The sequence below is a fragment of the Rhizobium sp. BK529 genome, from assembly GCF_014194105.1.
Taxonomy (GTDB): Bacteria; Pseudomonadota; Alphaproteobacteria; order Rhizobiales; family Rhizobiaceae; genus Rhizobium.
Genome location: NZ_JACIAU010000001.1, coordinates 1,678,399 through 1,700,618, shown reverse-complemented (window position 1 = coordinate 1,700,618; position 22,220 = coordinate 1,678,399). Strand labels below are relative to the sequence as shown.

22 protein-coding genes and 1 pseudogene are annotated in these 22,220 nt (G+C 58.6%); 11 read left to right on the top strand and 12 right to left on the bottom strand.

Annotated features, from left to right (window positions below; translation table 11 throughout):
* Window positions 1-28: 28 nt before the first annotated feature.
* Window positions 29-1,205, bottom strand: a pseudogene (locus FHX08_RS08555) (IS481 family transposase).
* A gap of 212 nt (window positions 1,206-1,417) precedes the next feature.
* Window positions 1,418-1,942, bottom strand: a complete 525-nt coding sequence (locus tag FHX08_RS08550) for a DUF992 domain-containing protein (RefSeq protein ID WP_132651378.1) — start codon at window positions 1,940-1,942, stop codon at window positions 1,418-1,420.
* Window positions 1,943-2,128: 186 nt separating this feature from the next.
* Between FHX08_RS08550 and FHX08_RS08545 the strand changes: the two genes are divergently transcribed.
* A complete protein-coding gene (locus tag FHX08_RS08545) occupies window positions 2,129-2,302 on the top strand; it encodes a hypothetical protein (RefSeq protein ID WP_165911825.1) in 174 nt (57 codons plus the stop codon).
* A 104-nt stretch (window positions 2,303-2,406) separates the two neighbouring features.
* On the opposite strand, the gene FHX08_RS08540 is transcribed toward FHX08_RS08545, so the two are convergent.
* The 4 genes from FHX08_RS08540 to FHX08_RS08525 all read right to left on the bottom strand — a co-directional run bounded on the left by FHX08_RS08540 (window position 2,407) and on the right by FHX08_RS08525 (window position 6,671).
* Window positions 2,407-3,180, bottom strand: a complete 774-nt coding sequence (locus FHX08_RS08540) for an amino acid ABC transporter ATP-binding protein (RefSeq protein WP_132651379.1) — start codon at window positions 3,178-3,180, stop codon at window positions 2,407-2,409.
* A 15-nt stretch (window positions 3,181-3,195) separates the two neighbouring features.
* A complete protein-coding gene (locus FHX08_RS08535) occupies window positions 3,196-4,341 on the bottom strand; it encodes an amino acid ABC transporter permease (RefSeq protein ID WP_132651380.1) in 1,146 nt (381 codons plus the stop codon).
* 1 nt (window position 4,342) lies between these two features.
* A complete protein-coding gene (locus FHX08_RS08530) occupies window positions 4,343-5,545 on the bottom strand; it encodes an amino acid ABC transporter permease (protein WP_132651983.1) in 1,203 nt (400 codons plus the stop codon).
* 100 nt (window positions 5,546-5,645) lie between these two features.
* A complete protein-coding gene (locus tag FHX08_RS08525; RefSeq protein ID WP_132651381.1) occupies window positions 5,646-6,671 on the bottom strand; it encodes an amino acid ABC transporter substrate-binding protein in 1,026 nt (341 codons plus the stop codon).
* Between the two features lie 377 nt (window positions 6,672-7,048).
* On the opposite strand from FHX08_RS08525, the gene FHX08_RS08520 reads away from it, so the two are divergent.
* Window positions 7,049-8,239 carry a cystathionine beta-lyase gene (locus tag FHX08_RS08520; protein WP_132651382.1) on the top strand — a complete coding sequence of 397 codons (1,191 nt, stop codon included), beginning with the start codon at window positions 7,049-7,051 and terminating at the stop codon, window positions 8,237-8,239.
* A gap of 15 nt (window positions 8,240-8,254) precedes the next feature.
* Here the strand turns inward: FHX08_RS08520 and FHX08_RS08515 are convergent, their stop codons facing one another.
* Window positions 8,255-9,403: an FAD-dependent monooxygenase gene (locus FHX08_RS08515; RefSeq protein ID WP_132651383.1), complete on the bottom strand. Its 1,149-nt coding sequence runs from the start codon at window positions 9,401-9,403 to the stop codon at window positions 8,255-8,257.
* 26 nt (window positions 9,404-9,429) lie between these two features.
* The gene (locus FHX08_RS08510) at window positions 9,430-9,675 is read right to left on the bottom strand and encodes a zinc-finger domain-containing protein (RefSeq protein WP_007827409.1); all 246 of its coding nucleotides are present in this window, start codon (window positions 9,673-9,675) and stop codon (window positions 9,430-9,432) included.
* Between the two features lie 146 nt (window positions 9,676-9,821).
* On the opposite strand from FHX08_RS08510, the gene FHX08_RS08505 reads away from it, so the two are divergent.
* The 6 genes from FHX08_RS08505 (at window position 9,822) to clpA (ending at window position 15,683) form a co-directional block, all read left to right on the top strand.
* Window positions 9,822-10,607: an alpha/beta fold hydrolase gene (locus tag FHX08_RS08505; RefSeq protein WP_132651384.1), complete on the top strand. Its 786-nt coding sequence runs from the start codon at window positions 9,822-9,824 to the stop codon at window positions 10,605-10,607.
* Window positions 10,608-10,738: 131 nt separating this feature from the next.
* Window positions 10,739-11,572 carry a serine O-acetyltransferase gene (cysE, locus tag FHX08_RS08500; RefSeq protein ID WP_132651385.1) on the top strand — a complete coding sequence of 278 codons (834 nt, stop codon included), beginning with the start codon at window positions 10,739-10,741 and terminating at the stop codon, window positions 11,570-11,572.
* Between the two features lie 136 nt (window positions 11,573-11,708).
* Window positions 11,709-11,912, top strand: coding sequence for a DUF3126 family protein (locus FHX08_RS08495; protein WP_132651386.1), 204 nt, complete (start codon window positions 11,709-11,711; stop codon window positions 11,910-11,912).
* A 289-nt stretch (window positions 11,913-12,201) separates the two neighbouring features.
* Window positions 12,202-12,570: a phasin family protein gene (locus tag FHX08_RS08490; protein ID WP_132651387.1), complete on the top strand. Its 369-nt coding sequence runs from the start codon at window positions 12,202-12,204 to the stop codon at window positions 12,568-12,570.
* A 262-nt stretch (window positions 12,571-12,832) separates the two neighbouring features.
* The gene (clpS, locus tag FHX08_RS08485; RefSeq protein ID WP_112568291.1) at window positions 12,833-13,186 is read left to right on the top strand and encodes an ATP-dependent Clp protease adapter ClpS; all 354 of its coding nucleotides are present in this window, start codon (window positions 12,833-12,835) and stop codon (window positions 13,184-13,186) included.
* Window positions 13,187-13,196: 10 nt separating this feature from the next.
* Window positions 13,197-15,683 (top strand): ATP-dependent Clp protease ATP-binding subunit ClpA, encoded by a 2,487-nt coding sequence (gene clpA / locus FHX08_RS08480; protein ID WP_132651388.1) that lies wholly within the window; start codon window positions 13,197-13,199, stop codon window positions 15,681-15,683.
* A gap of 90 nt (window positions 15,684-15,773) precedes the next feature.
* Here the strand turns inward: clpA and FHX08_RS08475 are convergent, their stop codons facing one another.
* The 4 genes from FHX08_RS08475 to FHX08_RS08460 form a co-directional block, all read right to left on the bottom strand.
* Window positions 15,774-16,202: an HIT family protein gene (locus FHX08_RS08475; RefSeq protein WP_132651389.1), complete on the bottom strand. Its 429-nt coding sequence runs from the start codon at window positions 16,200-16,202 to the stop codon at window positions 15,774-15,776.
* Between the two features lie 54 nt (window positions 16,203-16,256).
* A complete protein-coding gene (locus FHX08_RS08470; RefSeq protein WP_132651390.1) occupies window positions 16,257-17,459 on the bottom strand; it encodes a GNAT family N-acetyltransferase in 1,203 nt (400 codons plus the stop codon).
* Window positions 17,460-17,537: 78 nt separating this feature from the next.
* Window positions 17,538-18,257, bottom strand: coding sequence for a glycerophosphodiester phosphodiesterase (locus tag FHX08_RS08465; protein ID WP_132651391.1), 720 nt, complete (start codon window positions 18,255-18,257; stop codon window positions 17,538-17,540).
* Window positions 18,257-18,724 (bottom strand): RidA family protein, encoded by a 468-nt coding sequence (locus tag FHX08_RS08460; protein WP_132651392.1) that lies wholly within the window; start codon window positions 18,722-18,724, stop codon window positions 18,257-18,259. The genes FHX08_RS08465 and FHX08_RS08460 overlap by 1 nt, the downstream gene beginning before the upstream one ends.
* Before the next feature lie 150 nt (window positions 18,725-18,874).
* Here FHX08_RS08460 and FHX08_RS08455 point away from each other — a divergent pair, with 150 nt between their 5' ends.
* From FHX08_RS08455 to tsf, 3 genes are all read left to right on the top strand, one after another.
* Window positions 18,875-19,714 carry a cell envelope integrity EipB family protein gene (locus tag FHX08_RS08455; RefSeq protein ID WP_132651393.1) on the top strand — a complete coding sequence of 280 codons (840 nt, stop codon included), beginning with the start codon at window positions 18,875-18,877 and terminating at the stop codon, window positions 19,712-19,714.
* Window positions 19,715-20,242: 528 nt separating this feature from the next.
* The gene (gene rpsB, locus FHX08_RS08450) at window positions 20,243-21,010 is read left to right on the top strand and encodes a 30S ribosomal protein S2 (protein ID WP_132651394.1); all 768 of its coding nucleotides are present in this window, start codon (window positions 20,243-20,245) and stop codon (window positions 21,008-21,010) included.
* 240 nt (window positions 21,011-21,250) lie between these two features.
* Window positions 21,251-22,177: a translation elongation factor Ts gene (tsf, locus tag FHX08_RS08445; RefSeq protein ID WP_132651395.1), complete on the top strand. Its 927-nt coding sequence runs from the start codon at window positions 21,251-21,253 to the stop codon at window positions 22,175-22,177.
* The last annotated feature ends 43 nt before the right edge of the window (window positions 22,178-22,220 follow it).

The following is a 22,220-nucleotide window of genomic DNA, read 5'->3' as shown; positions in this document are numbered from 1 at the left end:
ACCCGGAGACATAGGTAACAGATTGTCCCTAAGACATGGGTGACAACCTCGTGCCGAACGGGTTGTCGATGGTTTGCAATGTCCTCTGTTCCAGATCGATATATCCGAGATCATAGCGCAAGAAGCTGACGAGCCAAATGCCGTCGTCGACCTCCTTGAGGCCGAGCCTCTGACCGGCCATGACGGTTGAGATGTTGATCTTCTTGCGATGGATGCACAGACGGCCGCAGTTGGTGACGATGGCATCGCGGTCGTGGAAGGGATAGCTGGTCTCGGGCAGCCCCTCATAGGGTCGCGGCGAAGCCTTGTAGACGTCGGCCGGGACCTTCATCGACAGGGCCTCATGCGGTCTTTCGGTGTTGAATTCGCTGACGAACGCGTCGAAGCGCATTTGCTGCTGGAGAATATTGCGTCCTGGCGGACGGGTGGCTTCTTTCTTCAGCGTCAGATGCATGCGTTCATGGCGGCCATTCTCCTGCGGGTGGCCGGGGCGAATGCGTTCGAAGGCGACACCGAGCCTGAGCCACCAGACCGACAATTTCGAGAGATTGTAGAGCCCTTTGGGGCTGGCGAATGGCAGGCCGTTGTCGGAACGAATGGCAAGCGGAAGCCCACGCTCGGCAAAGACTCGCCGGAAGGCATCGAAGACGCCGCGTTCGTGGGTTGTCTCGAAGGCCTCGCAGCACAGGAGATAGCGCGAAGCCTGGTCGGTGATCGTCAGGGGGTAACAATATCTGCCGTCGCCCAGCTTGAACTCGCCCTTGAAGTCGGCGCACCAAAGATCGTTGGGGCCGACGGCTATCGAGAGCGTCGTGCGCCCGGTTCCTCTTGCGGGCCTGGCTCACAAGGCCGTATCGGTCGAGCACCGCGTGCACCGTGCTTCTGGCCGGGATGCGCACGTCGCCGGCCAGACGGCGGACCAGGAGCTCGCGGATCTTGCGCGCGCCTCAGTGCGGCTTGTCTTGTCTGCAGCGCACGATCATCGCCTCAACCGGCTCGGGCAATTGATTGGCATAGCGCACCGGTCGCCGCGACCGGTCCGTCAGGGCCTCCAGCCCGTCCTCCTTGTAGCGATTGAAGATCTTGTAGCCGGTCTTGCGCGAGATCCCGAACGACCGGCAAACCTCGCTCATCTCTTCGCCCTCCAGCAACCGGGCGACAAATCGAAGACGCTCATCCATGACCGAAGTCTCTCTCCACGGCATCAACACCTCCCGCAAAAAACGAAAAGTGTTACCCATGTCTCCGGTACAAATCGTCACCTATCTCTCAGGCCGGGCACTCAAAAGTTTGCAGTTTCCTGAATATGAGCTGCGGATTTCTCTTCGCGGCGGGAGACGATTTCGGGAATAAATGACGGCTGGCCGCACGATCACTATATCGTGCGGCCAGCCTGCGGTTCTCCAACCTTGCCGACTTAGCTTGCGGGTGTAAGCGTCAAGGACGTGCCTGTTGCGGCAACATTGACACCGAGCTGGCCGGTGACGCTGATGACCTGCAGATGGATCGATCCGGAGGTGCCGCCGAATAGCACGTTGGTGCCGATGCCGCCAACCAGCGTGGCTTCCGCGGTTGCGCCCTGGTAGAGACCGGCCAGCGAGCCGCGATGATAGCCGGCTGTCGGTGCAAAGACCGCCCAGAGCAGGCGACCACGCGTGGTGAAGCCGAGATCGACGCCAAACTTCCGCAGCGCGCCGGTGTAATGTTCAGGCGCTTCGCTATTGCTCGTCGGCTGAAAGACGCAATCGATCTGCTTGGCGGAGCCGAGCACATAACCGATGCCGCCGCCGATATCGCAAGCGAGGTAGCCGATCTTGACGCCCCCGCTCACATCAGGCTCGATAGGCGGGCTCCTCCGTACCAGATCCGCTGCACTGGCGCTCATCGCGAATGCCTGAAGCAACGAAGCTGCTGCGATTGTGGTCGCGATCATCTTTTTCATTTCCGTCTCCTTTGGATATGGCACGAAAGATATAGCGCCGGCTTTGTCATAACCAAGGCGGTAAATTATCTGCCTTCATTTTGGTTCCAGCTGTTGCCTGTGCGACGCTGCCGCTGGCATCTTTGATGGAACCGTATCCGCCTGCATCGGTTGTCCAGATGTCCATTTCAAACAATGGAGATCGGAATGAGCAAGACCAATGTAGACGACATCCGCAAGCGCTCGGAGCGGCAGGTGGAGAATACCAGTGCCGGAGGACACCTTGGCGGGACTTATTTCGGCCAGCAGCCGGACGGAAAAACAGCCTCTTCCAGTAGTACCGAGGCGCGGAAGTCCCGTGCGAATGACGGAAGCAACTGACAGAGATGCTTGTGACCGTCGCAGCCGCTTCAGGAAGCCGTAGCTGCCACGCTCTTAGCTTCCGCCGGCCATCAGCCGGCGGGCTTTATTCCATATATGTTCGATCAGTGCAGGATCTGGCTGAGGAATAGCTTTGTGCGTTCGTGCTGCGGATTGTCGAAGAACTCGGCCGGCGAATTCTGCTCGACGATCTGGCCCTGATCCATGAAGATAACCCGGTTCGCGACCTGACGGGCAAAGCCCATTTCGTGCGTGACGCAAAGCATGGTCATGCCTTCCTCGGCAAGGCCCACCATCGTGTCCAATACTTCCTTGATCATTTCCGGATCGAGTGCCGAGGTCGGCTCGTCGAACAGCATGATCTTCGGGTTCATACAGAGCGAGCGTGCAATCGCGACGCGCTGCTGCTGACCACCCGACAGCTGGCCCGGATATTTATTAGCCTGCTCGGGGATCTTGACGCGTTTCAGGAAATGCATGGCGATTTCTTCCGCCTGCTTCTTCGGCATCTTGCGCACCCAGATCGGCGCGAGCGTGCAGTTTTCCAGGATCGTCAGATGCGGGAAGAGGTTGAAGTGCTGGAACACCATGCCGACTTCGCGGCGCACTTCGTCGATCTTCTTGAGGTCGTTGGTAAGCTCCGTGCCGTCGACGATGATCTGGCCTTTCTGATGCTCTTCCAGACGGTTGATGCAGCGGATCATCGTCGACTTGCCCGAACCCGACGGACCGGCAATGACGATGCGCTCGCCGCGCATGACCTTCAGGTTGATGTCACGAAGAACGTGGAAATCCCCGTACCACTTGTTCATGTTGATGATCTCGACGGCAACTTCGGTCGTCGACACGGTCAACTTCTTTGTCTGGGCTTCTGCCATTGCGTGTTCCTGTTCTTATCGTTTGTGGCCGGTGTCGAGATGACGTTCCATGAATGCTGAATAGCGCGACATGCCGAAGCAGAAAAGCCAGAAGGTAAAGCCGGCGAAAATCAGCCCGGACAGCGGCGTCACAGCGGTTGCCCAGTTCGCATCAGTAAAATTGAGGCGAACGATGCCGAGCAGGTCGAACATGCTGATGATCGACACCAGCGAGGTGTCCTTGAACATGCCGATAAAGGTGTTGACGATGCCGGGGATGACCAGCTTGATCGCCTGCGGCATGATGATCAGCCGTATCTTCTGCCAGTAGCCGAGGCCGAGCGAATCTGCGCCCTCGAACTGACCCTTCGGAATGGCTTGAAGTCCGCCACGAATGACCTCGGCCATATAGGCGGAGGCGAAGATCGATACACCCACGATCGCACGCAGCAGCTTGTCCACCGTCCAGCCCGCCGGCAGGAACAGCGGCAGCACGACGCTTGCCATGAACAGTACGGTGATGAGCGGCACCCCGCGCACGACTTCGATGAAGATGACGCAGACCATGCGGATGACCGGCATTTTCGAGCGTCGTCCAAGCGCCAGCAAAATGCCGACCGGGAAGGACACGACGATCCCGACGAAGGAAAGCACCAGCGTTACCATTAGTCCGCCCCAGAGCGGGGTCTCCACGGTTTCGAGGCCAAAGCCGCCGTAGAGCAGGACGAAGGAGACGATCGGCAACACGATGAAAAGCAGGACGGCGTTCAGGCCCTTGCGCGGCACCGATGGGATGAGCATCGGCACGAGCAACAGCACAAAGAGAATGCCGACCAATGTCGGCCGCCAGCGCTCGTTGAGCGGATACCGCCCATACATGAATTGGTCGAACTTGGCGTTGACGAAGGCCCAACAGGCCCCGCTCCAGCCATCCGGTTGGATACCACCCTGTACAGTCGTGGCGCAGAAGGTGCGGTCCGGACCGCTCCAGACCGCCTGCACGAACAACCAGTTGATCGCATGCGGCAGCGCCCAGCCGAGGAAGGCCAGTGCCAAAATGGTGAAGATGATATCCTTCGGCGTCGCAAGCAGGTTGCGGCGTATCCAGGCGCCCGCTCCCTTTTCGCCCGGGGGAGGCGGTTCCTGTGCCAGCATGGTGGTTCTGACGAAACTGTCGCTCATCTTATCTCTCCACCAATGCCATCTTGGCGTTGAACCAGTTCATCAGCAGCGAGGTCACGATGCTGATGGCGAGATAGATGACCATCCAGATGAGAATCACTTCGACGGCCTGACCGGTCTGGTTCAGCGTCGTGCTGCCGACGGCAACGAGATCGGCAAAACCGATGGCGATCGCCAGCGACGAGTTCTTGGTGAGGTTCAGATACTGACTGCTCAGCGGCGGAATAATGATACGGAAGGCCTGCGGAATGACCACCAGCCGTGTGATCGATGAAGGATGCAGGCCAAGTGCGGCTGCTGCCTCCGTCTGGCCTTTCGGCACGCCTCGGATACCAGAGCGCACAATTTCGGCGATGAAGGCAGCCGTGTAGAAGGAAAGCGCCAGGAACAGCGACATGAATTCTGGGCCGACCACGGAACCGCCGCTCAGATTGAACTTGCCGGCGACTGGAAAATCGAAGGAAAGCGGCGCACCTGCGAGCAGGAAGGCAATGAGCGGCAGGCCGATGATGAGGCCGACCGAGGCCCAGATCGTGTGGAACGGCTGGCCGGTCGCAGCCTGCCGGCGATGTGCCCAGCGGGCAATCACGATTGTGGCGATGATCGCAATGATGAAGGCAATACCCACGAACCAGAAGTTCTCTCCGAAGATCGGTTTCGGGAAGGAAAGACCGCGATTGTTGAGGTACGAGCCGAAGGGCAGATGCAGCGATTCACGGGCATTGGGCAGGACCGCCAGAACGCCAGAATACCAGAAGAAAATCACAAGCAGCGGCGGAATATTGCGGAAGACCTCCACGTAAACGGTGCAGAGCTTGGCGATCAGCCAGTTCCGTGACAGGCGGCCGATACCGACGATGAAGCCGATGATCGTCGCAGTGATGATGCCGGTGACCGCGATCAGCAGCGTGTTCAGGAAGCCGACGAGAAGCGCGCGGCCATAGGTCGAATCGCTCGAATAGGCGATCAGCGACTGGCCGACTTCAAAACCGGCGCGGCCATTCAGAAAGCCGAAACCCGATGCGATGTTGGCGCGTGCAAGATTGACGGCCGTGTTGTGTGCAACAGACCAAATGAAGGCAACCAGCAATATGATGGTAAGAGCTTGGAAGAAGATGCCCCGAACGTTCGGGTCGTAAAGGGCGGACTGAAAACTCCAGCCGCTCTTGGGTATAGGTGTTCGATCCGCAACCTGATGCGTCATGCCTGGCCAATTCCCCACGTTATGCGCTCCTTTTCGGAGCTTTTTTATAGAGGAGGAAAGGCGGTCGCCCGCCTTTCCGGCTTTTCATGCGTCGCGCCGACTAGCGAACCGGCGGAGCGTACTGAATGCCGCCCTTATTCCAAAGAGCATTGAGGCCGCGTGCGATCTTCAGCGGGCTGCCCTGGCCGATGTTCTTCTCGAAGACTTCGCCATAGTTGCCGACGTTCTTGACGATATTGTAGGCCCAGTCGTTCGTCAGGCCGAGGTCGGTACCGATCTTCGTATCGGCTTCAACGCCGAGGAAGCGCTTGATATCCGGGTTGGGTGAGTTCTTCATCTCGTCGACATTGGCCTTTGTGATGCCGAACTCTTCGGCGTTGATCATCGCATAGCCGACCCAGCTGACAATATCGAACCACTGGTCGTCACCCTGGCGAACGGCCGGAGCGAGCGGCTCCTTGGAGATGATTTCCGGCAGGATCATGTGTTCGTCGGGGTTTTTCAGCGTCAGACGCAGCGAGTAGAGGCCCGACTGGTCGGTCGTGTAGACGTCGCAACGGCCGGAGTCGTAGGCGGCGTTGACTTCGTCAAGCTTCTCGAAGACCACCGGGTTGTACTGCAGGTTGTTGGCCTTGAAGTAGTCGGCGAGGTTGAGTTCGGTCGTGGTGCCCGACTGAACGCAGACGGATGCGCCGGAGAGTTCGAGCGCCGACTTCACGTTCAGGCTCTTGCGAACCATGAAGCCCTGGCCGTCATAGTAGTTGACGTAGCGGAAGTTCAGGCCGAGAGCGGTGTCGCGGTTGATTGACCACGTCGTGTTACGAGCGAGCACGTCGATTTCGCCCGACTGAAGGGCCGGGAAGCGGTTTGCAGCGCTGAGGGGGGTGAACTTCACCTTGTTGGGGTCACCGAAGACTGCAGCGGAAATTGCGCGGCAGAAATCGACGTCGAAGCCCGACCAGTTGCCGGACGCGTCAGGGGCAGCAAAGCCGGCGAGACCGGTGTTGACGCCGCATTGGATGAAACCTTTTGCCTTTACGTCTGCGAGAGTCGTGGCCGAAGCGGCCGAAGCGCCAAGAACGAAAACTGCTGCGCCGACTGCTGCGGACAGGAGCTTGTACTTCATTTTTCCCAACCTTTTTCCGTTGTCTTATCTTTATCTTTTCGGGGAGTGGCCGGCTTAAAATTACCCGCTTACCTCCCCGTTTCCCCGCAACCCTCCCGGCGCGAGTGGGTCTATCACAGTCGCAAATGTCACTATGGTCAAGTGTCGCGGCCGATAATTGCGGGAAATTTCAGCATTTTGGTAGATTACGCCGTACGCACGAGCATTTGGCTAGAAATTGAGCGCCAAGGTGACGAAAAATAGCGCGGAAATCCCGAAATAAAGGCCGCCGGTTTCATAGGGTGAAATATGACGTCAAGTTGTAGGGGTTGACCCCGATGGCGACGGGGTTCAAAAGTTCGGCCTTTGCATACCCTCGCCAAAAGGCCATTTCCCACATGAAAGATCTAGACAGTCTCCTGCCGGGCGCCGGCGTAAACACCCGTCTTTCCCACATCGGCTACGATCCCACCGATTACCACGGATTCGTCAACCCGCCGGTGGTGCGCGCTTCTACAGTGCTCTTTCCCAATGCCAAGTCCATGGAGACGCGCGACAAGAAGTATACCTACGGCACGCGCGGTACGCCGACGACCGATGCCCTTGCCGAAGCGATCAACGCGCTCGAAGGCTCTGCCGGCACGGTGCTGGTGCCCTCCGGCCTTGCCGCCGTCACGGTCGCAGTGCTTGCCTATGCGGCGACGGGCGATCATATGCTCGTGGTCGATTCCGTCTACGGCCCGACACGTCATTTCTGCGATACGATGTTGAAGCGTATGGGTGTCGAGGTTGACTACTTCGATCCGGCGATCGGCGCTTCAATCGAAACGCTGATCAAGCCGAATACCACGGTCGTGCTGACCGAGGCTCCTGGCTCCAATACCTTCGAAATGCAAGACATCCCGGCCATCGCGGCTGTGGCACACAAGCACAATGCCGTCGTGCTGATGGACAATACCTGGGCCACGCCTCTTTATTTCCGCCCGCTGGATCACGGCGTCGATGTCTCCATCCATGCCTCGACTAAATATCCATCGGGTCATTCCGACATTCTGATGGGGACCATCTCCGCCAACGCCGAACACTGGCCGCGACTGATCGACGCGCATGGCACGCTCGGCCTCTGTGGAGCGCCAGATGATTCCTACCAGATCCTGCGCGGCCTTCGCACCATGGGCATCCGGCTGGAGCGCCACTACGAAAGCGCACTGGCGATCGCTACCTGGCTGGAAAATCGCGAAGAAGTTGCCCGCGTCCTACATCCGGCCCTGCCGAGCTTCCCGTCGCACCACATCTGGAAGCGCGACTTCAAGGGTGCCAGCGGCATCTTCTCTTTCGTGCTCAAGGCCGGTGATGCGCAGAAGGCCAAGCCGAAGGCGCACGCCTTCCTCGATGCGCTTTCCTATTTTGGACTGGGCTATTCCTGGGGTGGCTATGAAAGCCTTGCCGTGCTGGTCAATCTCTCGGACCGGAAAATCGCCAAGGCGCCTGCCGAAGGTCCGGTTATTCGCCTGCAGATCGGGCTCGAAGATATCGTTGACCTCAAGGCCGATATCGAGCGCGGTTTTGCCGCCGCCAACGCCGTCTGATTAGCCGCCATCTGGTCAGCCGATCGGGCGGTAACCGTAGATCCAGTCGAGATCCGCCGCGAGGCTCTGCGGTGGTTTCAGCGACAGCACGATGTCACGGCCGAGACGGATCGGGCCGCGCGCATGATAGGCAAAGCGATTGAAGGCGCCCCGTTGACGCAGCTTCGTGATGCGCGGCGTGCGATGTCTTTCGAAGACAGAAATGGCTTCCGAAACCGGGCGGGTGGCAAGGAAGGCCGCAAGCTCGAAGGCATCCTCGATCGCCATCGCCGCGCCCTGCGCTGCAAAGGGCATCATTGCATGCGCAGCATCGCCGATCAGCACGGTTTTGTCTCCATCCTGCCATCTGCCTGGTGTCGCCTCGAAGAGCGGCCAGAAGGTAATGTCATTCCGGTCTCTCAATAACTCCACAATCGCTGGGTGCCAGCGCCGGAAGCGGGACTGCAGAAGCTCCTGCTGCGCCAGCGTCGGCTGACCCTGCCAGGCCTCCGGCGCGATATTGCCGGCGGTGATCGCCACCATATTGAAGCCGCCGGTTTCCTTGAGCGGGTAGCAGACCATATGCGCCGAGGAGCCGAGCAGCGCTGAAACGCTCGCCCTGTCGACAAGGCCCGGTGCCGCGGCCTCCGCGATAGTGAAGCGGAAGGCGATATTTCCGGAAAAGCGGGGGGCAGGGGCGCCCGCTATTGCCTGCCGTAATCTCGACCAGACGCCATCCGCACCGACAATCACATCGGCCGGGCGTCGACCCAACGGCAGATCCGATTCGAAACGCGTGCCGAGATGCAGCGTGCACAGCGGATTGGCGAAAACTGCATCCAAAAGGGCCTTCTGAAGCGTCTTACGGTGCAGGACGCCGTAGGGCGCTCCCCAGCGATTCCGGGCGAAACTTCCCACAGGCACTGCCGCGAGCTCACGCAGAGAGCTGCCGGACATCAGCCGGATGGATTGCGGCTCGAGCCAGAGACTCGTCAGCCCTTCGAGCACGCCAAGCTCGGAAAGCACGCGCGATGCGTTGGGGGAAATCTGCAAGCCGGCGCCGACTTCGGCAAGCTCAGGCGCCTGTTCAAAAATATCGGAGCTGATGCCGCGTCTTGCGAGCGCAAGAGCGGCCGTCAGGCCCGCAATTCCAGCGCCGATGATGGCGGCATGTTCGACCGGCATTGGACGTCCGATCTAACGAGGCGACTTTACGCTGCCTTGACGTGGAAGACGCAGCCGGGCGGGTTGGTCTGGTTGGACTTCAGCGAAGCATTGTAGCGATAAAGGGTCGAGCAGTAAGAGCAAACCTTCTCGTTGTCATCACCCATATCGATGAAGATATGTGGATGGTCGAAGGGAGCGGATGCGCCGGTGCACATGAATTCCTTGACACCGACTTCGATAACCCGGTGACCGCCGTCGTTCTGGAAGTGGGGAATGCTATGGCCGGCCATGTCTGTCTCCGAATGCTTTGAAATTCTGCGCGGACCTTATAGGCCTTCGAAGCAAAAGTGTAGTGCCAAAGCATGGCTCAGTTGCGAGTTTTTGGCTTCACGCTGAAAGGCCGCTCGACTATGGTCGCCGCAAAAAGGACGGCCCAATGAACCTTAATACGCCTGCATTTTCAAGCTTCACTCACGATGGATTAAAACTCGCCTTTTTCGATGAAGGCGATCCATCCGGCCCGCCGGTGTTGCTGATCCACGGTTTTGCCTCCTCGGCCAATGTCAACTGGGTTCATCCGGGCTGGCTGAAGACGCTCGGCGACGCCGGCTATCGCGTAATCGCCATCGACAACAGGGGGCATGGCGCCAGCGACAAGCCGCGCGACGCCGAAGCTTATAGGCCGTGGTTGATGGCAGGCGATGCGATCGCTCTGCTTGATCATCTCGGCATTCCCGAAGCCAATCTGATGGGTTATTCCATGGGCGCGCGCATCTCCGTCTTTGCAGCGCTCGCCCATCCGCATCGCGTTCGTTCGCTGGTGCTCGGCGGTCTCGGTATCGGCATGACGGACGGGGTGGGTGACTGGGACCCGATCGCCGATGCGCTGCTTGCGCCCTCGCTGGCCGACGTCACCCATCAGCGCGGCCAGATGTTCCGCGCCTTTGCCGACCAGACGAAGAGTGATCGCCAGGCGCTTGCCGCCTGCATCAAGGGTTCGCGCGATCTGGTTGCCCGCGCCGACATGGGCAAGATCGACGTGCCCACGCTGATCGGCGTTGGAACGAAAGACGACATTGCCGGTTCTCCTCAGGAGCTTGCGGCGCTGATGCCGGATGCCGAAGCGTTGGATATTCCGGGCCGTGACCACATGCTCGCCGTCGGTGACCGAGTATTCAAGAAGGCGGTGCTGGAGTTCTACGCCAGGGTTGCCGTTGGCTGATGTCACCGGCAGGTGACATAAACGTGATTTCAGGAAAAACGCGCTAAACTTGCGTGCCCGAGGCACCCATTTATGTTATCGGCGTTTTCCTCTATATAATCGCATTCCAACGGGAAATGAGGAGACCGGCAATGGTCGCGAAGACGGATATCCGCACGCTGGACGCAGCCCATCCGCTGAAGGTGATGGATCCCATCTGGGATAGCCTGCGCGAAGAAGCGCGCCTTGCCGCGGAAAGCGATCCGGTGCTGGCCGCCTTCCTCTATTCGACGGTGATCAATCATCGCTCGCTCGAAGAATGCGTCATTCACCGCATATGCGAGCGTCTCGACCATCCCGATATGCAGGCAAATCTCCTGCGCCAGACCTTCGAGGAAATGCTTGAGGATTGGCCGGAATGGGGCTCGATCCTGCGCGTGGACATCCAAGCAGTTTATGACCGCGACCCCGCCTGCTTGCGCTTCATGGAAGCCGTTCTCTACTTCAAGGGTTTCCACGCGCTGCAAACGCATCGGCTGGCACATTGGTTGCTGAACCGCGGCCGTCGCGATTTTGCACTTTACTTGCAGAGCCGTTCCTCCAGCGTCTTCCAGACGGACATCAACCCCGCCGCCCGCATCGGCAAGGGCATCTTCCTCGACCACGCGACCGGCCTCGTCGTCGGCGAAACGGCCGTCATTGGCGACAATGTGTCCATCCTGCACGGCGTGACGCTCGGCGGTACCGGTAAGGAAGGCGCTGACCGTCATCCGAAGATCGGCACGGGCGTGCTGATTGGCGCAGGCGCAAAGATACTTGGCAATATCGAGATCGGCTTCTGCTCGCGCGTTGCCGCCGGTTCCGTCGTGCTGAAGCCGGTTCCTCCGAAGACCACGGTAGCAGGCGTGCCTGCCAAGGTCGTCGGTGAGGCGGGCTGCTCAGAACCAGCGCGCATCATGGATCAGGTAATCGGCGCCGATATCTGAACTTTCATTGGAAAAATGGGAAAAACTGCCTAAATCCTGGCAGGGAGCGTGGTTGCTAATACGATCTCGCAACCTTTACAGCGCTGCTTTACCTGTGCAAGAAGCGGCCAACGAGATCGCTTACGGAGATGAAAGAGTGAAGCCTGAAGAAATCAAGAAACTCGACGCCTATTTCAAACGCACGCTGAACCCGCAGATGGTGGTGAAGGCGCGTCCGCGCAAAAATGACTCCGCGGAAGTCTATCTCGGCGAAGAATTTCTCGGCGTCATCTATATCGATGATGAAGACGGCGACCGGTCCTACAATTTCTCGATGGCTATCCTCGACGTCGATCTCTGACCATTTATGACCTCATCGAAAAGCCGGGCATCGCTAGCTGATGTCCGGCTTTTTTAGCGTTATGGAATGCTAATCCATCCCGGTGTTAAAATTTCTGATAATCTTCTGGTTGCAGCCACCTGATATATTTTAGCAAAATCAATAAAAGACGAACGTGCCCGGAAAACCGGTCTTTCACGCCGATGCTTGGCGCAACTACTGGATGTTTTGCGTCGCACAAGACTACTTGACTCTTTGTGCGTTGCAGCTACCCTTTGCTCACAACAGCCAACTGGAGGATGGTGTGGCCATGTTCAATTTCGAAGACGCAAACCGGAAGAGCAAGGAAGCAGTGGATACCATGCTCAAAACCTATTCTGATACCGCCAAGGGGTTCCAGGCGATCGCCTCTGAGGCCGCCGATTATTCCAAGAAGTCCTTCCAGGATGCTGTCACCCATTTCGAGACGCTGTCGGGCGTAAAGAGCTTCGAGGCTGCCTTCGAACTGCAGAGCAACTATGCAAAGTCGTCCTATGAGGCTTTCGTTGCCGAGGCGACCAAGCTCGGCGAAATGTATGCCGACCTTGCCAAAAATGCTTATAAGCCCTACGAAGCACCGATGGCCGCTGCTGCGGCAAAAGTTTCGAAGGCCGCTCCGGTAACCCCCGCAGCCGCATAAATCTTGTGGCGCACTGCGCGCCGCCTATTGAAAATCAAAGACCGGCACCGCATTTGCGGCCGGTCTTTTTTGTTTCCTGAAGCACTCCCGGTTTTTACGCAGACTTTTTTGGCCTTTGCGTCAAGTCCTGCGGAATTGTGATTGCAGTCAAAAACAAGGGGCTTAAAATCGCTCCATTATGAACTACCTTAGTGTTTCAGATATTCGGCGGGAAAGCACACCTCCCATGCTGCCTGCCGGATTGATTGAGGAATGAATGACAATGATCGCCAGACCGATCCGGATGCAGAACGATAGCGAAAGGAACGGGGACAACGGAAATCGCGGAACCTCGGTCATCACACGCACCAAGCCGAAGACCAAGAAACCTAATCTCTATCGCGTACTGCTCTTGAATGACGACTACACCCCAATGGAATTCGTCATCCATATCCTGGAGCGTTTTTTTCAGAAGGATCGAGAAAGTGCCACCCGCATCATGCTGCATGTCCACAACCACGGCGTCGGCGAATGCGGAATATTCACATACGAGGTAGCGGAAACAAAGGTGAGTCAGGTGATGGATTTTGCCAGGCAGCACCAGCATCCGCTGCAATGCGTCATGGAAAAGAAGTGAGGAACTGAACGTGCCAACATTTTCGCCTAGTCTTGAGAAGGCGCTCCATCAGGCACTGACTTTTGCCAACGAGCGGCATCACGAATATGCGACGCTCGAGCATCTGCTGCTCGCCCTGATCGACGATGCCGATGCGGCCGCGGTCATGGGTGCTTGCAATGTCGACCTCGACGCACTCCGTAAAACACTCCTGGAATACGTCGATAACGAACTCTCCAACCTGGTCACCGGTTATGACGAGGACTCCAAGCCGACTTCCGGCTTCCAGCGCGTCATCCAGCGCGCGGTGATCCACGTCCAGTCTTCCGGCCGCGAGGAAGTGACCGGCGCCAACGTGCTCGTCGCGATCTTCGCCGAGCGCGAAAGCCATGCTGCTTATTTCCTGCAGGAGCAGGAAATGACCCGCTACGACGCGGTCAACTACATCTCCCACGGCATCGGCAAGCGCCCCGGCGCCTCCGAAAGTCGTCCGCCGCGCGGTGCGGAAGAAGAGTCCGAATCCAAGCCGACCGCACGTGGCAACGAGGAGGAAGGCGGGTCGAAGAAGCAGCAGGATGCGCTGAAGGCTTACTGCGTGAACCTCAACGAAAAGGCCAAAGGCGGCAAGATCGACCCGCTGATCGGCCGCAATGCAGAGGTGAACCGTACCATCCAGATCCTGTGCCGCCGCTCCAAGAACAACCCGCTTTATGTTGGTGATCCCGGCGTCGGCAAGACGGCTATTGCCGAAGGCCTCGCCAAGCGCATTGTCGAAGGCAAGGTACCCGAGGCTTTGGCCGACGCAACGATCTTCTCGCTCGACATGGGCACGCTGCTCGCTGGCACCCGCTATCGCGGTGACTTCGAAGAGCGTCTGAAGCAGGTCGTCAAGGAACTGGAAGAATATCCGGGTGCCGTGCTCTTCATCGACGAGATCCACACCGTCATCGGTGCCGGAGCGACGTCTGGCGGCGCAATGGATGCCTCGAACCTGTTGAAGCCGGCTCTGTCTTCGGGTGCGATCCGCTGCATCGGTTCGACCACCTATAAGGAATACCGCCAGTTCTTCGAGAAGGACCGGGCTCTGGTCCGCCGCTTCCAGAAGATCGACGTCAACGAGCCGTCCATCGATGATGCGATCGAGATTATGAAGGGCCTGAAGCCCTATTTCGAAGAATACCATCATCTGCGCTACTCGAACGAGGCGATCAAGACTGCCGTCGAGCTTTCGGCCCGTTACATTTCGGACCGCAAGCTCCCGGACAAGGCCATCGACGTCATCGATGAGACCGGTGCCGCCCAGATGCTGCTCCCGCCGTCCAGGCGCCGCAAGCTGATCACCGAAAAGGAGATCGAAGCGACGATCGCGACGATGGCGCGCATTCCGGCGAAAACCGTCTCGAAGGACGACGAAGCCGTTCTTGCCAATCTCGAGCAGGAATTGCGCTCGGTGGTCTATGGTCAGGATGTGGCAATCGAAGCCCTGTCCACCTCGATCAAGCTGGCGCGTGCGGGTCTTCGCGAGCCGAACAAGCCGATCGGCGCCTATGTCTTCTCCGGCCCGACCGGCGTCGGCAAGACGGAGGTCGCCAAGCAGCTTGCTGCCTCGCTCGGAGTCGAAATACTCCGCTTCGATATGTCGGAATACATGGAGCGGCATACGGTTTCCCGTCTGCTCGGTGCACCTCCCGGCTATGTCGGCTTCGACCAGGGCGGCCTCTTGACCGATGGCGTCGACCAGCATCCGCATTGCGTGGTCCTGCTCGACGAAATCGAGAAAGCGCATCCGGATATTTATAATATCCTGCTGCAGGTTATGGACCATGGCACGCTGACCGACCACAATGGCAAGAAGATCGATTTCCGTAACGTCATCCTGATCATGACGACCAACGCGGGTGCTTCGGAAATGGCTAAGGCCGCCATCGGCTTCGGTTCGTCCAAGCGCACCGGTGAGGACGAAGAGGCTCTGACTCGCCTGTTCACACCGGAGTTCCGCAACCGCCTCGACGCGATCATCCCGTTCGCGGCGCTGCCGACGGCCGTCATCCACAAGGTCGTGCAGAAGTTCATCATGCAGCTGGAAGCTCAGCTTTCCGAACGCAACGTCACCTTCGACCTGCACGAGGATGCGATCGCCTGGCTGTCTGAAAAGGGTTACGACGAGAAGATGGGCGCCCGCCCGCTATCCCGTGTGATCCAGGAAAACATCAAGAAGCCGCTGGCGAACGAAATCCTCTTTGGCAAGCTGAAGAAGGGCGGCGTCGTCAACGTCACCGTTGGTCCGAAGGAAGACGGCAAGCCTGGCCTCATCCTGGAAGCGATTCCGGATACGGCGCCTATCAAGCCGAAGCCGGAAGCCGAACTGGTTCATCCGGAAGCGGTCGATGAAGATGGTGAGCTGAAGACCAAGCCGGTCAAGAAGACAAAGGCCAAGACCGTGCCACGGCCTGAACCGGAAGTTCGCGACGCCCCCAAGAAGGGCTCGACGGTTCCGAAGGTCCCGCGCAAGAAGTAAGCCTTCGACGCTAGAGAATAAAAAAGGCCGTTGAAAGCGGCCTTTTTTATTTGCGTTAAAACATATCGCGCAAATCTGGCGGTATCTGCGTTACGCGAGTTCGGCCTTGATCTTCTCGGCATTGGCCGCCAGCACTGCGCCATCTTCCATCCTGCCGGAATGAGGCTTCAGCGCCACGCCCTCATGCCGTGGAATGACATGGAAGTGCAGATGGAAGACTGTCTGACCTGCTGCCGGCTCGTTGAATTGTGCGATGAAGACGCCATCGGCGTCGAAGGCGTCCTTCACCGCATTCGCGACTTTCTGGACGACCGTGATCGTATGGGAAAGGGAGGCCGGGTCGGCATCGAAGATATTGCGGGAAGGCGCCTTCGGCAGCACCAGAACATGGCCCGGCGCCTGCGGCATCACATCCATGAAGACAAGGGTCTTGTCGTCTTCGTAGACGCGATGCGACGGGATCTCGCCGCGCAGAATCTTGGCGAAGATGTTGTTGTCGTCATAGGCGGCGCTGGTCATGGCGAAATCTCCTCGTGTTTGCCTTGATCGCGTAGCGCGGCGGGGGCAATCGCGTCAATCCTCCTGCAGACGCTTGCCCTTGCGGAAAGGTGTATGCTCGCTCAGCATCTCATTCATATATTCGACATCCTCGCGCTCACGCTTAAGATAGTCGGCAACTGCGCGGCGCAACCCCGCATGGGCAATATAGTGCGCCGAATGTGTTGTCACCGGCAGGTAACCACGCGCAAGCTTATGTTCGCCCTGCGCCCCCGCCTCCACCCTCTTCAGGCCTTTTTCAAGGGCGAAATCGATCGCCTGATGGTAGCAGACCTCGAAATGCAGGAAAGGGTGATCCTCGATGCAGCCCCAGTGCCGTCCGTAGAGCGTATCGCCGCCGATGAAGTTAATGGCGCCGGCTATATAACGGCCATCGCGTTTAGCCATCACCAGCAGGACGTCGTCGGCCATGCGTTCGCCGATCAGCGAATAGAATTTACGCGTCAGATACGGCCGGCCCCATTTGCGGCCTCCCGTATCCATGTAGAAGGCGAAGAACTGGTCCCAGATGCCTTCAGTCAAATCCTTGCCCGTCAACCAATCGATGGTAATGCCGTTTTCGACGGCTGCCCGCCGCTCCTTGCGCAGCGCCTTGCGCTTGCGGGAGGCCAGCGTTTCCAGGAACGCGTCGTGATTAGCGTACCCTTCATTGATGAAATGGAACTGCTTGTCCGTGCGATGCAGATAGCCGTCGGTTTCGAAGACCGACATCTCCTCCTTGGGCACGAAGGTGATATGGGCCGAGGAAATATCGAGGCGGCGCACGACCTCCTTAAGGCTTTCCGCCATGGCATTCTGAAGCGGAAGGCGCGCAAAGCCTTCTGCCACGAGCAGGCGAGGGCCGGTTGCGGGCGTGAAGGGGATCGAGCATTGCAGCTTCGGATAATAGCTGCCGCCGGCGCGTTCAAAGGCGTCGGCCCAGCCGTGGTCGAAGACATATTCGCCCTGGCTGTGGTTCTTGAGATAGCCGGGCAGGGCACCGACCAGTTCACCCTTGCCCGTCTCCAGAAGCATATGATGGCCGAGCCAGCCGGTCTGCGCAGTGGCCGAGCCGGATTCTTCCAGCGACGAGAGAAAGGCATGCGAAACGAAGGGGTTATACGCGATGGTATCGCAGCCCCTCGACGCCCCCGAAAGCCTGGACCAGCGCTCGGGAGAGATTTCGGTGAATGATCGCTCGATGCGAATGGAAAGTTCGTCTGACGATTCGTCTGTCATGAAGCAATGCGAAGCCGTTGGGAGGAGGGAGCGGGCTCCCTCCCTAGTCTGCGCATGATCTTGTCGAAAAAGCGAGCGTCAAACTGCCGCGCGCGGATCGAAGCCTTCGAAAGTCATCTGGTCGGCGTGGTCGAAAGTCCGCTTGCGTGCCTCTTCGTCGCGCACCGTCCATGTGATAACCGGAACGCCGCAATCGCGCTGAGTGGTGATGAACGGGTTCGGCAGGTCGCCATAGTAATAGGAGATGAAGTCGAGACCGAGCCTCATCGCCTTCTCATGCGTGGCATATTCCTCCGGCGTATTGCCGTTGGCCGTCAGACCGACCGGGTAGGGCGCGTTGAGATCCTTGAGGTCCTTCAGCAGCCAATGGTCGAAGCTCATCAGCGCGACTTTGCCTTCATAGCCCTCAAGCACTTCCAAAACGGTTTCGGCAAAGCCTTCATCGTCGGCATCACGCCCCTTGAGTTCCAGCACCAGCGGGACCTTGCCCTGGACGAGATCGAGGAGCTGCTTCAGCGTCGGCACCTTGTCCTTGGTGCCGCCGACGGCGATCAGTCCGAGCTCCCCAGAAGTCCGCTCACGTACGTCCCCCTTGAGATTGCAGAGACGTTCCAAATCTTCATCGTGAAAAATGACCGGAACGCCGTCAGAGGCGTAATGCAAGTCGCATTCGATGGCAAAGCCCGCTTCGACGGCGCGTGAAAAAGCCGACAGCGTATTTTCCCAGATGGCATTGTTGAGGTCGTGGTAGCCGCGATGTGCAATCGGCAGCTCTTTGATCCATGCGGCATTCGTCATTATGCGATTTCCATGATAGCATCGATTTCGACTGCGGCACCGAGCGGCAGGGCTGCCATGCCGACCGCGGCGCGGGCATGTTTGCCGGCTTCGCCGAGCACGCCGGCGATCAGGTTCGAGGCACCGTTGATGACAAGGTGCTGCTCGATGAATTCAGGCGCCGAGGCGACGAAGCCGTTGAGCTTGATAACGCGGCGGATGCGGCCGAGGTCGCCGCCAAGCGCTGCCTTTGCCTGCGCGAGAATGTTGATGGCGCAAAGCTCGGCGGCGCGTTGGCCGGCAGCAACATCGACATCCTTGCCGAGATGGCCCGACACGGCGACCTTGCCGGCTTCGAGCGGCAGCTGGCCGGAAATGGTCAGAAGATTGCCGCTGATGACATAGGGGACATAGTTGGCGGCAGGTGCTGCAGCTTCGGGCAGGGTTATCCCCATTTCCGACAGTCGCGCGGCGATTTGATCGGACATTTTCGTCTCCGCTTTTGTTGTCAATTCTTCAAAAATTAGGCATCAAGACTAGAATCTTTAATGTGACAGTTTCGAGCCTCGACTTGGCCGCCTCGATTTGGCCGAAACAGTTCTTATAACATCGCGGACGAGTTCAACAGGAGTTAATGAATGTTCCGATCGTCACTTGCCGCTCTTCTCCTCGCAAGCGTTTACGCCAATGCATCGGCGGCCGCGCCGGCGACGAGTGCTGCGATCGCGACCGGGCTCGTCGCTCACCGCGCCGTCTATGACCTGGAGCTGAAGGACGCTTCGGAGCGCTCCGGCATTTCCGCCATGTACGGCCGCATGGTCTATGAGTTCGACGGCAACTACTGCGAAGGCTTCACCACCAATTTCCGCTTCGTCACCCAAATTGACACCGGCGATAGCGTGCGCGTCAGTGATCAGCAGACAAAGACTTTCGAAAGCCTGAAGGATGGCAAGTTCACCTTCGATACCAAGTCCTTCACCGACGACCAACTCGACAAGGAAGTCAACGGCGCAGCCGAGGACAAGCCGGAGGGTGTGAAGGTCGATCTCACGCAGCCGGCCAATCGCGAACTGCAGCTCGCCGAAAGCCGCTTTCCGACGGAGCACATGCTCGATGTCATCCAGAACGCCAAGGACGGCAAGCGCTTCTTCGAGGCTCGCGTTTTCGACGGTTCCGACGATGGCGACAAATCCCTGGTGACCACGACCATCGTCGGCAAGCTGGAAACCCCGGTTACGGATGAGGCCGATGCCGGCAATGCCGGCCAGTTCTCCAAGACGGCATTCTGGCCGGTGACGATTTCCTATTTCAACGAGAACGCCAAATCCGATACGCTGCCCGTCTACCGCATGTCTTTCAAGCTCTATGAGAATGGCATTACGCGGGATCTGACGATGGATTACGGCGATTTCGTCTTGACTGGCAAGCTCTCGAAACTCGAGCTCCTCGACAAAAAGCCCGCGCCGACCTGCCAGTAAGGCAGCTTCTGCGATAAGCTTAAGCACCTGTTATAAAACAGTATTTCTAGGTCAGCTAAGCTGTCGCCCCGCAGATGAGTCTTCGCGGGCCGGCCTTTGTGGAAATCTGCCTTTCCGGTCCTGCATAGTGGAAGGCCCATTTGCTCCGACAATGGGTTTGTAATTCGTTAGACTAATTGCGCCACAAGCCGAGAAAGACGAGCGGTACCGATCTCGCAACTGTCCAGAATGCTTCCCTGCCGGTCGAGATCGATGCCGTGCTGCCGATTCCGGATGTAGGCGTGATGCTGTCGCTATTGAACATGCTGGCAAGTTGAGGCGCTAGCGTCTATATAGTTGCCACACGGATCCAGGCAGATTTTTTGCCGCAAGCCTTGCTTTTGCAGAAAATCGAATGTAAGGCCACGCGCATTCCACACGTAAGGCATGGGATCGTCCGGGAGAAATCCGGCTTTTCCGCCCGGTGGCATCTTCGAAGAGGATGCTGTTCGCCTTGCGGAGGTTCAACCGGAAAAGGAGTAACAAGGCATGGCATTGCCTGATTTTTCTATGCGCCAGCTGCTTGAGGCAGGCGTCCACTTCGGTCACCAGACGCACCGCTGGAACCCGAAGATGAAGCCGTACATTTTCGGCGATCGTAACAACATCCACATCATCGACCTGGCTCAGACCGTTCCGATGCTGTCGCGCGCCCTGCAGGTCGTCTCCGACACCGTTGCCCGTGGCGGCCGCGTTCTTTTCGTCGGCACCAAGCGCCAGGCTTCCGAGCTGATCGCTGACTCGGCCAAGCGTTCTGCCCAGTACTACGTCAACTCGCGTTGGCTCGGCGGCATGATGACGAACTGGAAGACGATCTCCAACTCGATCCAGCGCTTGCGCAAACTCGACGAAATCCTCGCCTCCGAGCAGTCCGGCTACTCCAAGAAGGAGCGCCTGAACCTCGAGCGCGAGCGCGAAAAGCTCGACAAGGCTCTCGGCGGTATCAAGGACATGGGCGGCACGCCGGACCTGATGTTCATCATCGACACCAACAAGGAAAAGATCGCGATCGACGAAGCCAAGCGCCTCGGCATCCCGGTCGTCGCCATCATCGACTCGAACTGCGATCCGGACCTGATCGACTATCCGATCCCGGGCAACGACGACGCTTCGCGCGCCATCGCTCTCTACTGCGATCTCATCGCCCGCGCTGCGATCGATGGTATTGCTCGTCAGCAGAGCGGATCTGGCCGCGACCTCGGCGCATCGACGGAAGTTCCGTTCGAGCCGGCGCTCGATGAGGCAGCCGAAGCCTGATAAAAGCGGGTGGAGCAAAGCTCCGCCCAAGCTTGCAGAGATTGGGGAAGGCCGCTCGCGACTCTCAGAAGTTCGGCGGCCTTGCCTGTTTCAGGCGGAAGCTGTGACTGCTTTTGCCGACGTGAGTTCTGTTATGACGCGTCTTCATAACGCTGTCATACATACAGGTACATTTCGTGCCTCAATCCGGTGCCGCACCGCGTTCTGCGGGCCACCGTATAAACCGACAAGAGGAAGCTTATGACCGAGATTACGGCTGCACTGGTGAAGGAACTGCGCGAAAAGTCCGGCGCAGGTATGATGGACTGCAAGAAGGCGCTGACCGAAACGAACGGCGATATCGAAGCAGCGATCGACTGGCTGCGCGCCAAGGGGATCTCCAAGGCCGACAAGAAATCCGGCCGCGCCGCCGCTGAAGGCCTGGTTGCCATCGCCGGCGCCGGTCACAAGGCTGTTGTCATCGAACTCAACTCCGAAACCGACTTCGTTGCCCGTAACGATGCCTTCCAGGATCTCGCTCGCGGCATTGCCGAAGTTGCGCTCTCCACCGACGGCACGGTCGAAGCCATTTCGGCTGCGACCTATCCGGCATCCGGCAAGCCGGTCGCCGACACCATCAAGGAAGCGATCGCAACCATTGGCGAGAACATGACGCTTCGTCGCGCGGCCAAGCTGGAAGTCGAGCACGGCGTCGTGGCGACCTATATCCATAACGCTGCCGGCGACGGCATCGGCAAGCTCGGCGTTCTCGTCGCGCTGAAGTCGGTCGGTGACAAGGCTGTTCTGAGCTCGATCGGCCGCCAGGTTGCCATGCACATTGCTGCGACCAACCCGCTGGCGATCCGTGCTGAAGAAGTCGATGCTGCCGTCGCTGAACGCGAACGCAACGTCTTCATTGAGCAGTCCCGCGAATCCGGCAAGCCGGAAGCCATTATCGAGAAGATGGTCGAGGGCCGGATGCGCAAGTTCTTCGAGGAAGTCGCTCTTCTCTCGCAGTCTTTCGTCATCAACCCGGACCTGACGGTTGGAGCTGCCATCAAGGCAGCCGAAAAGGAAGCCGGCGCTGCAATCGAGGTCGTCGGCATGGCTCGCCTGCTTCTCGGCGAAGGTGTCGAGAAGGAAGAGTCCGACTTCGCAGCCGAAGTCGCGGCTGTCGCCAAGGGCTGATCCTTCAGCCATATTTGGGAAAACCGAAGGGCATCGCGTGACA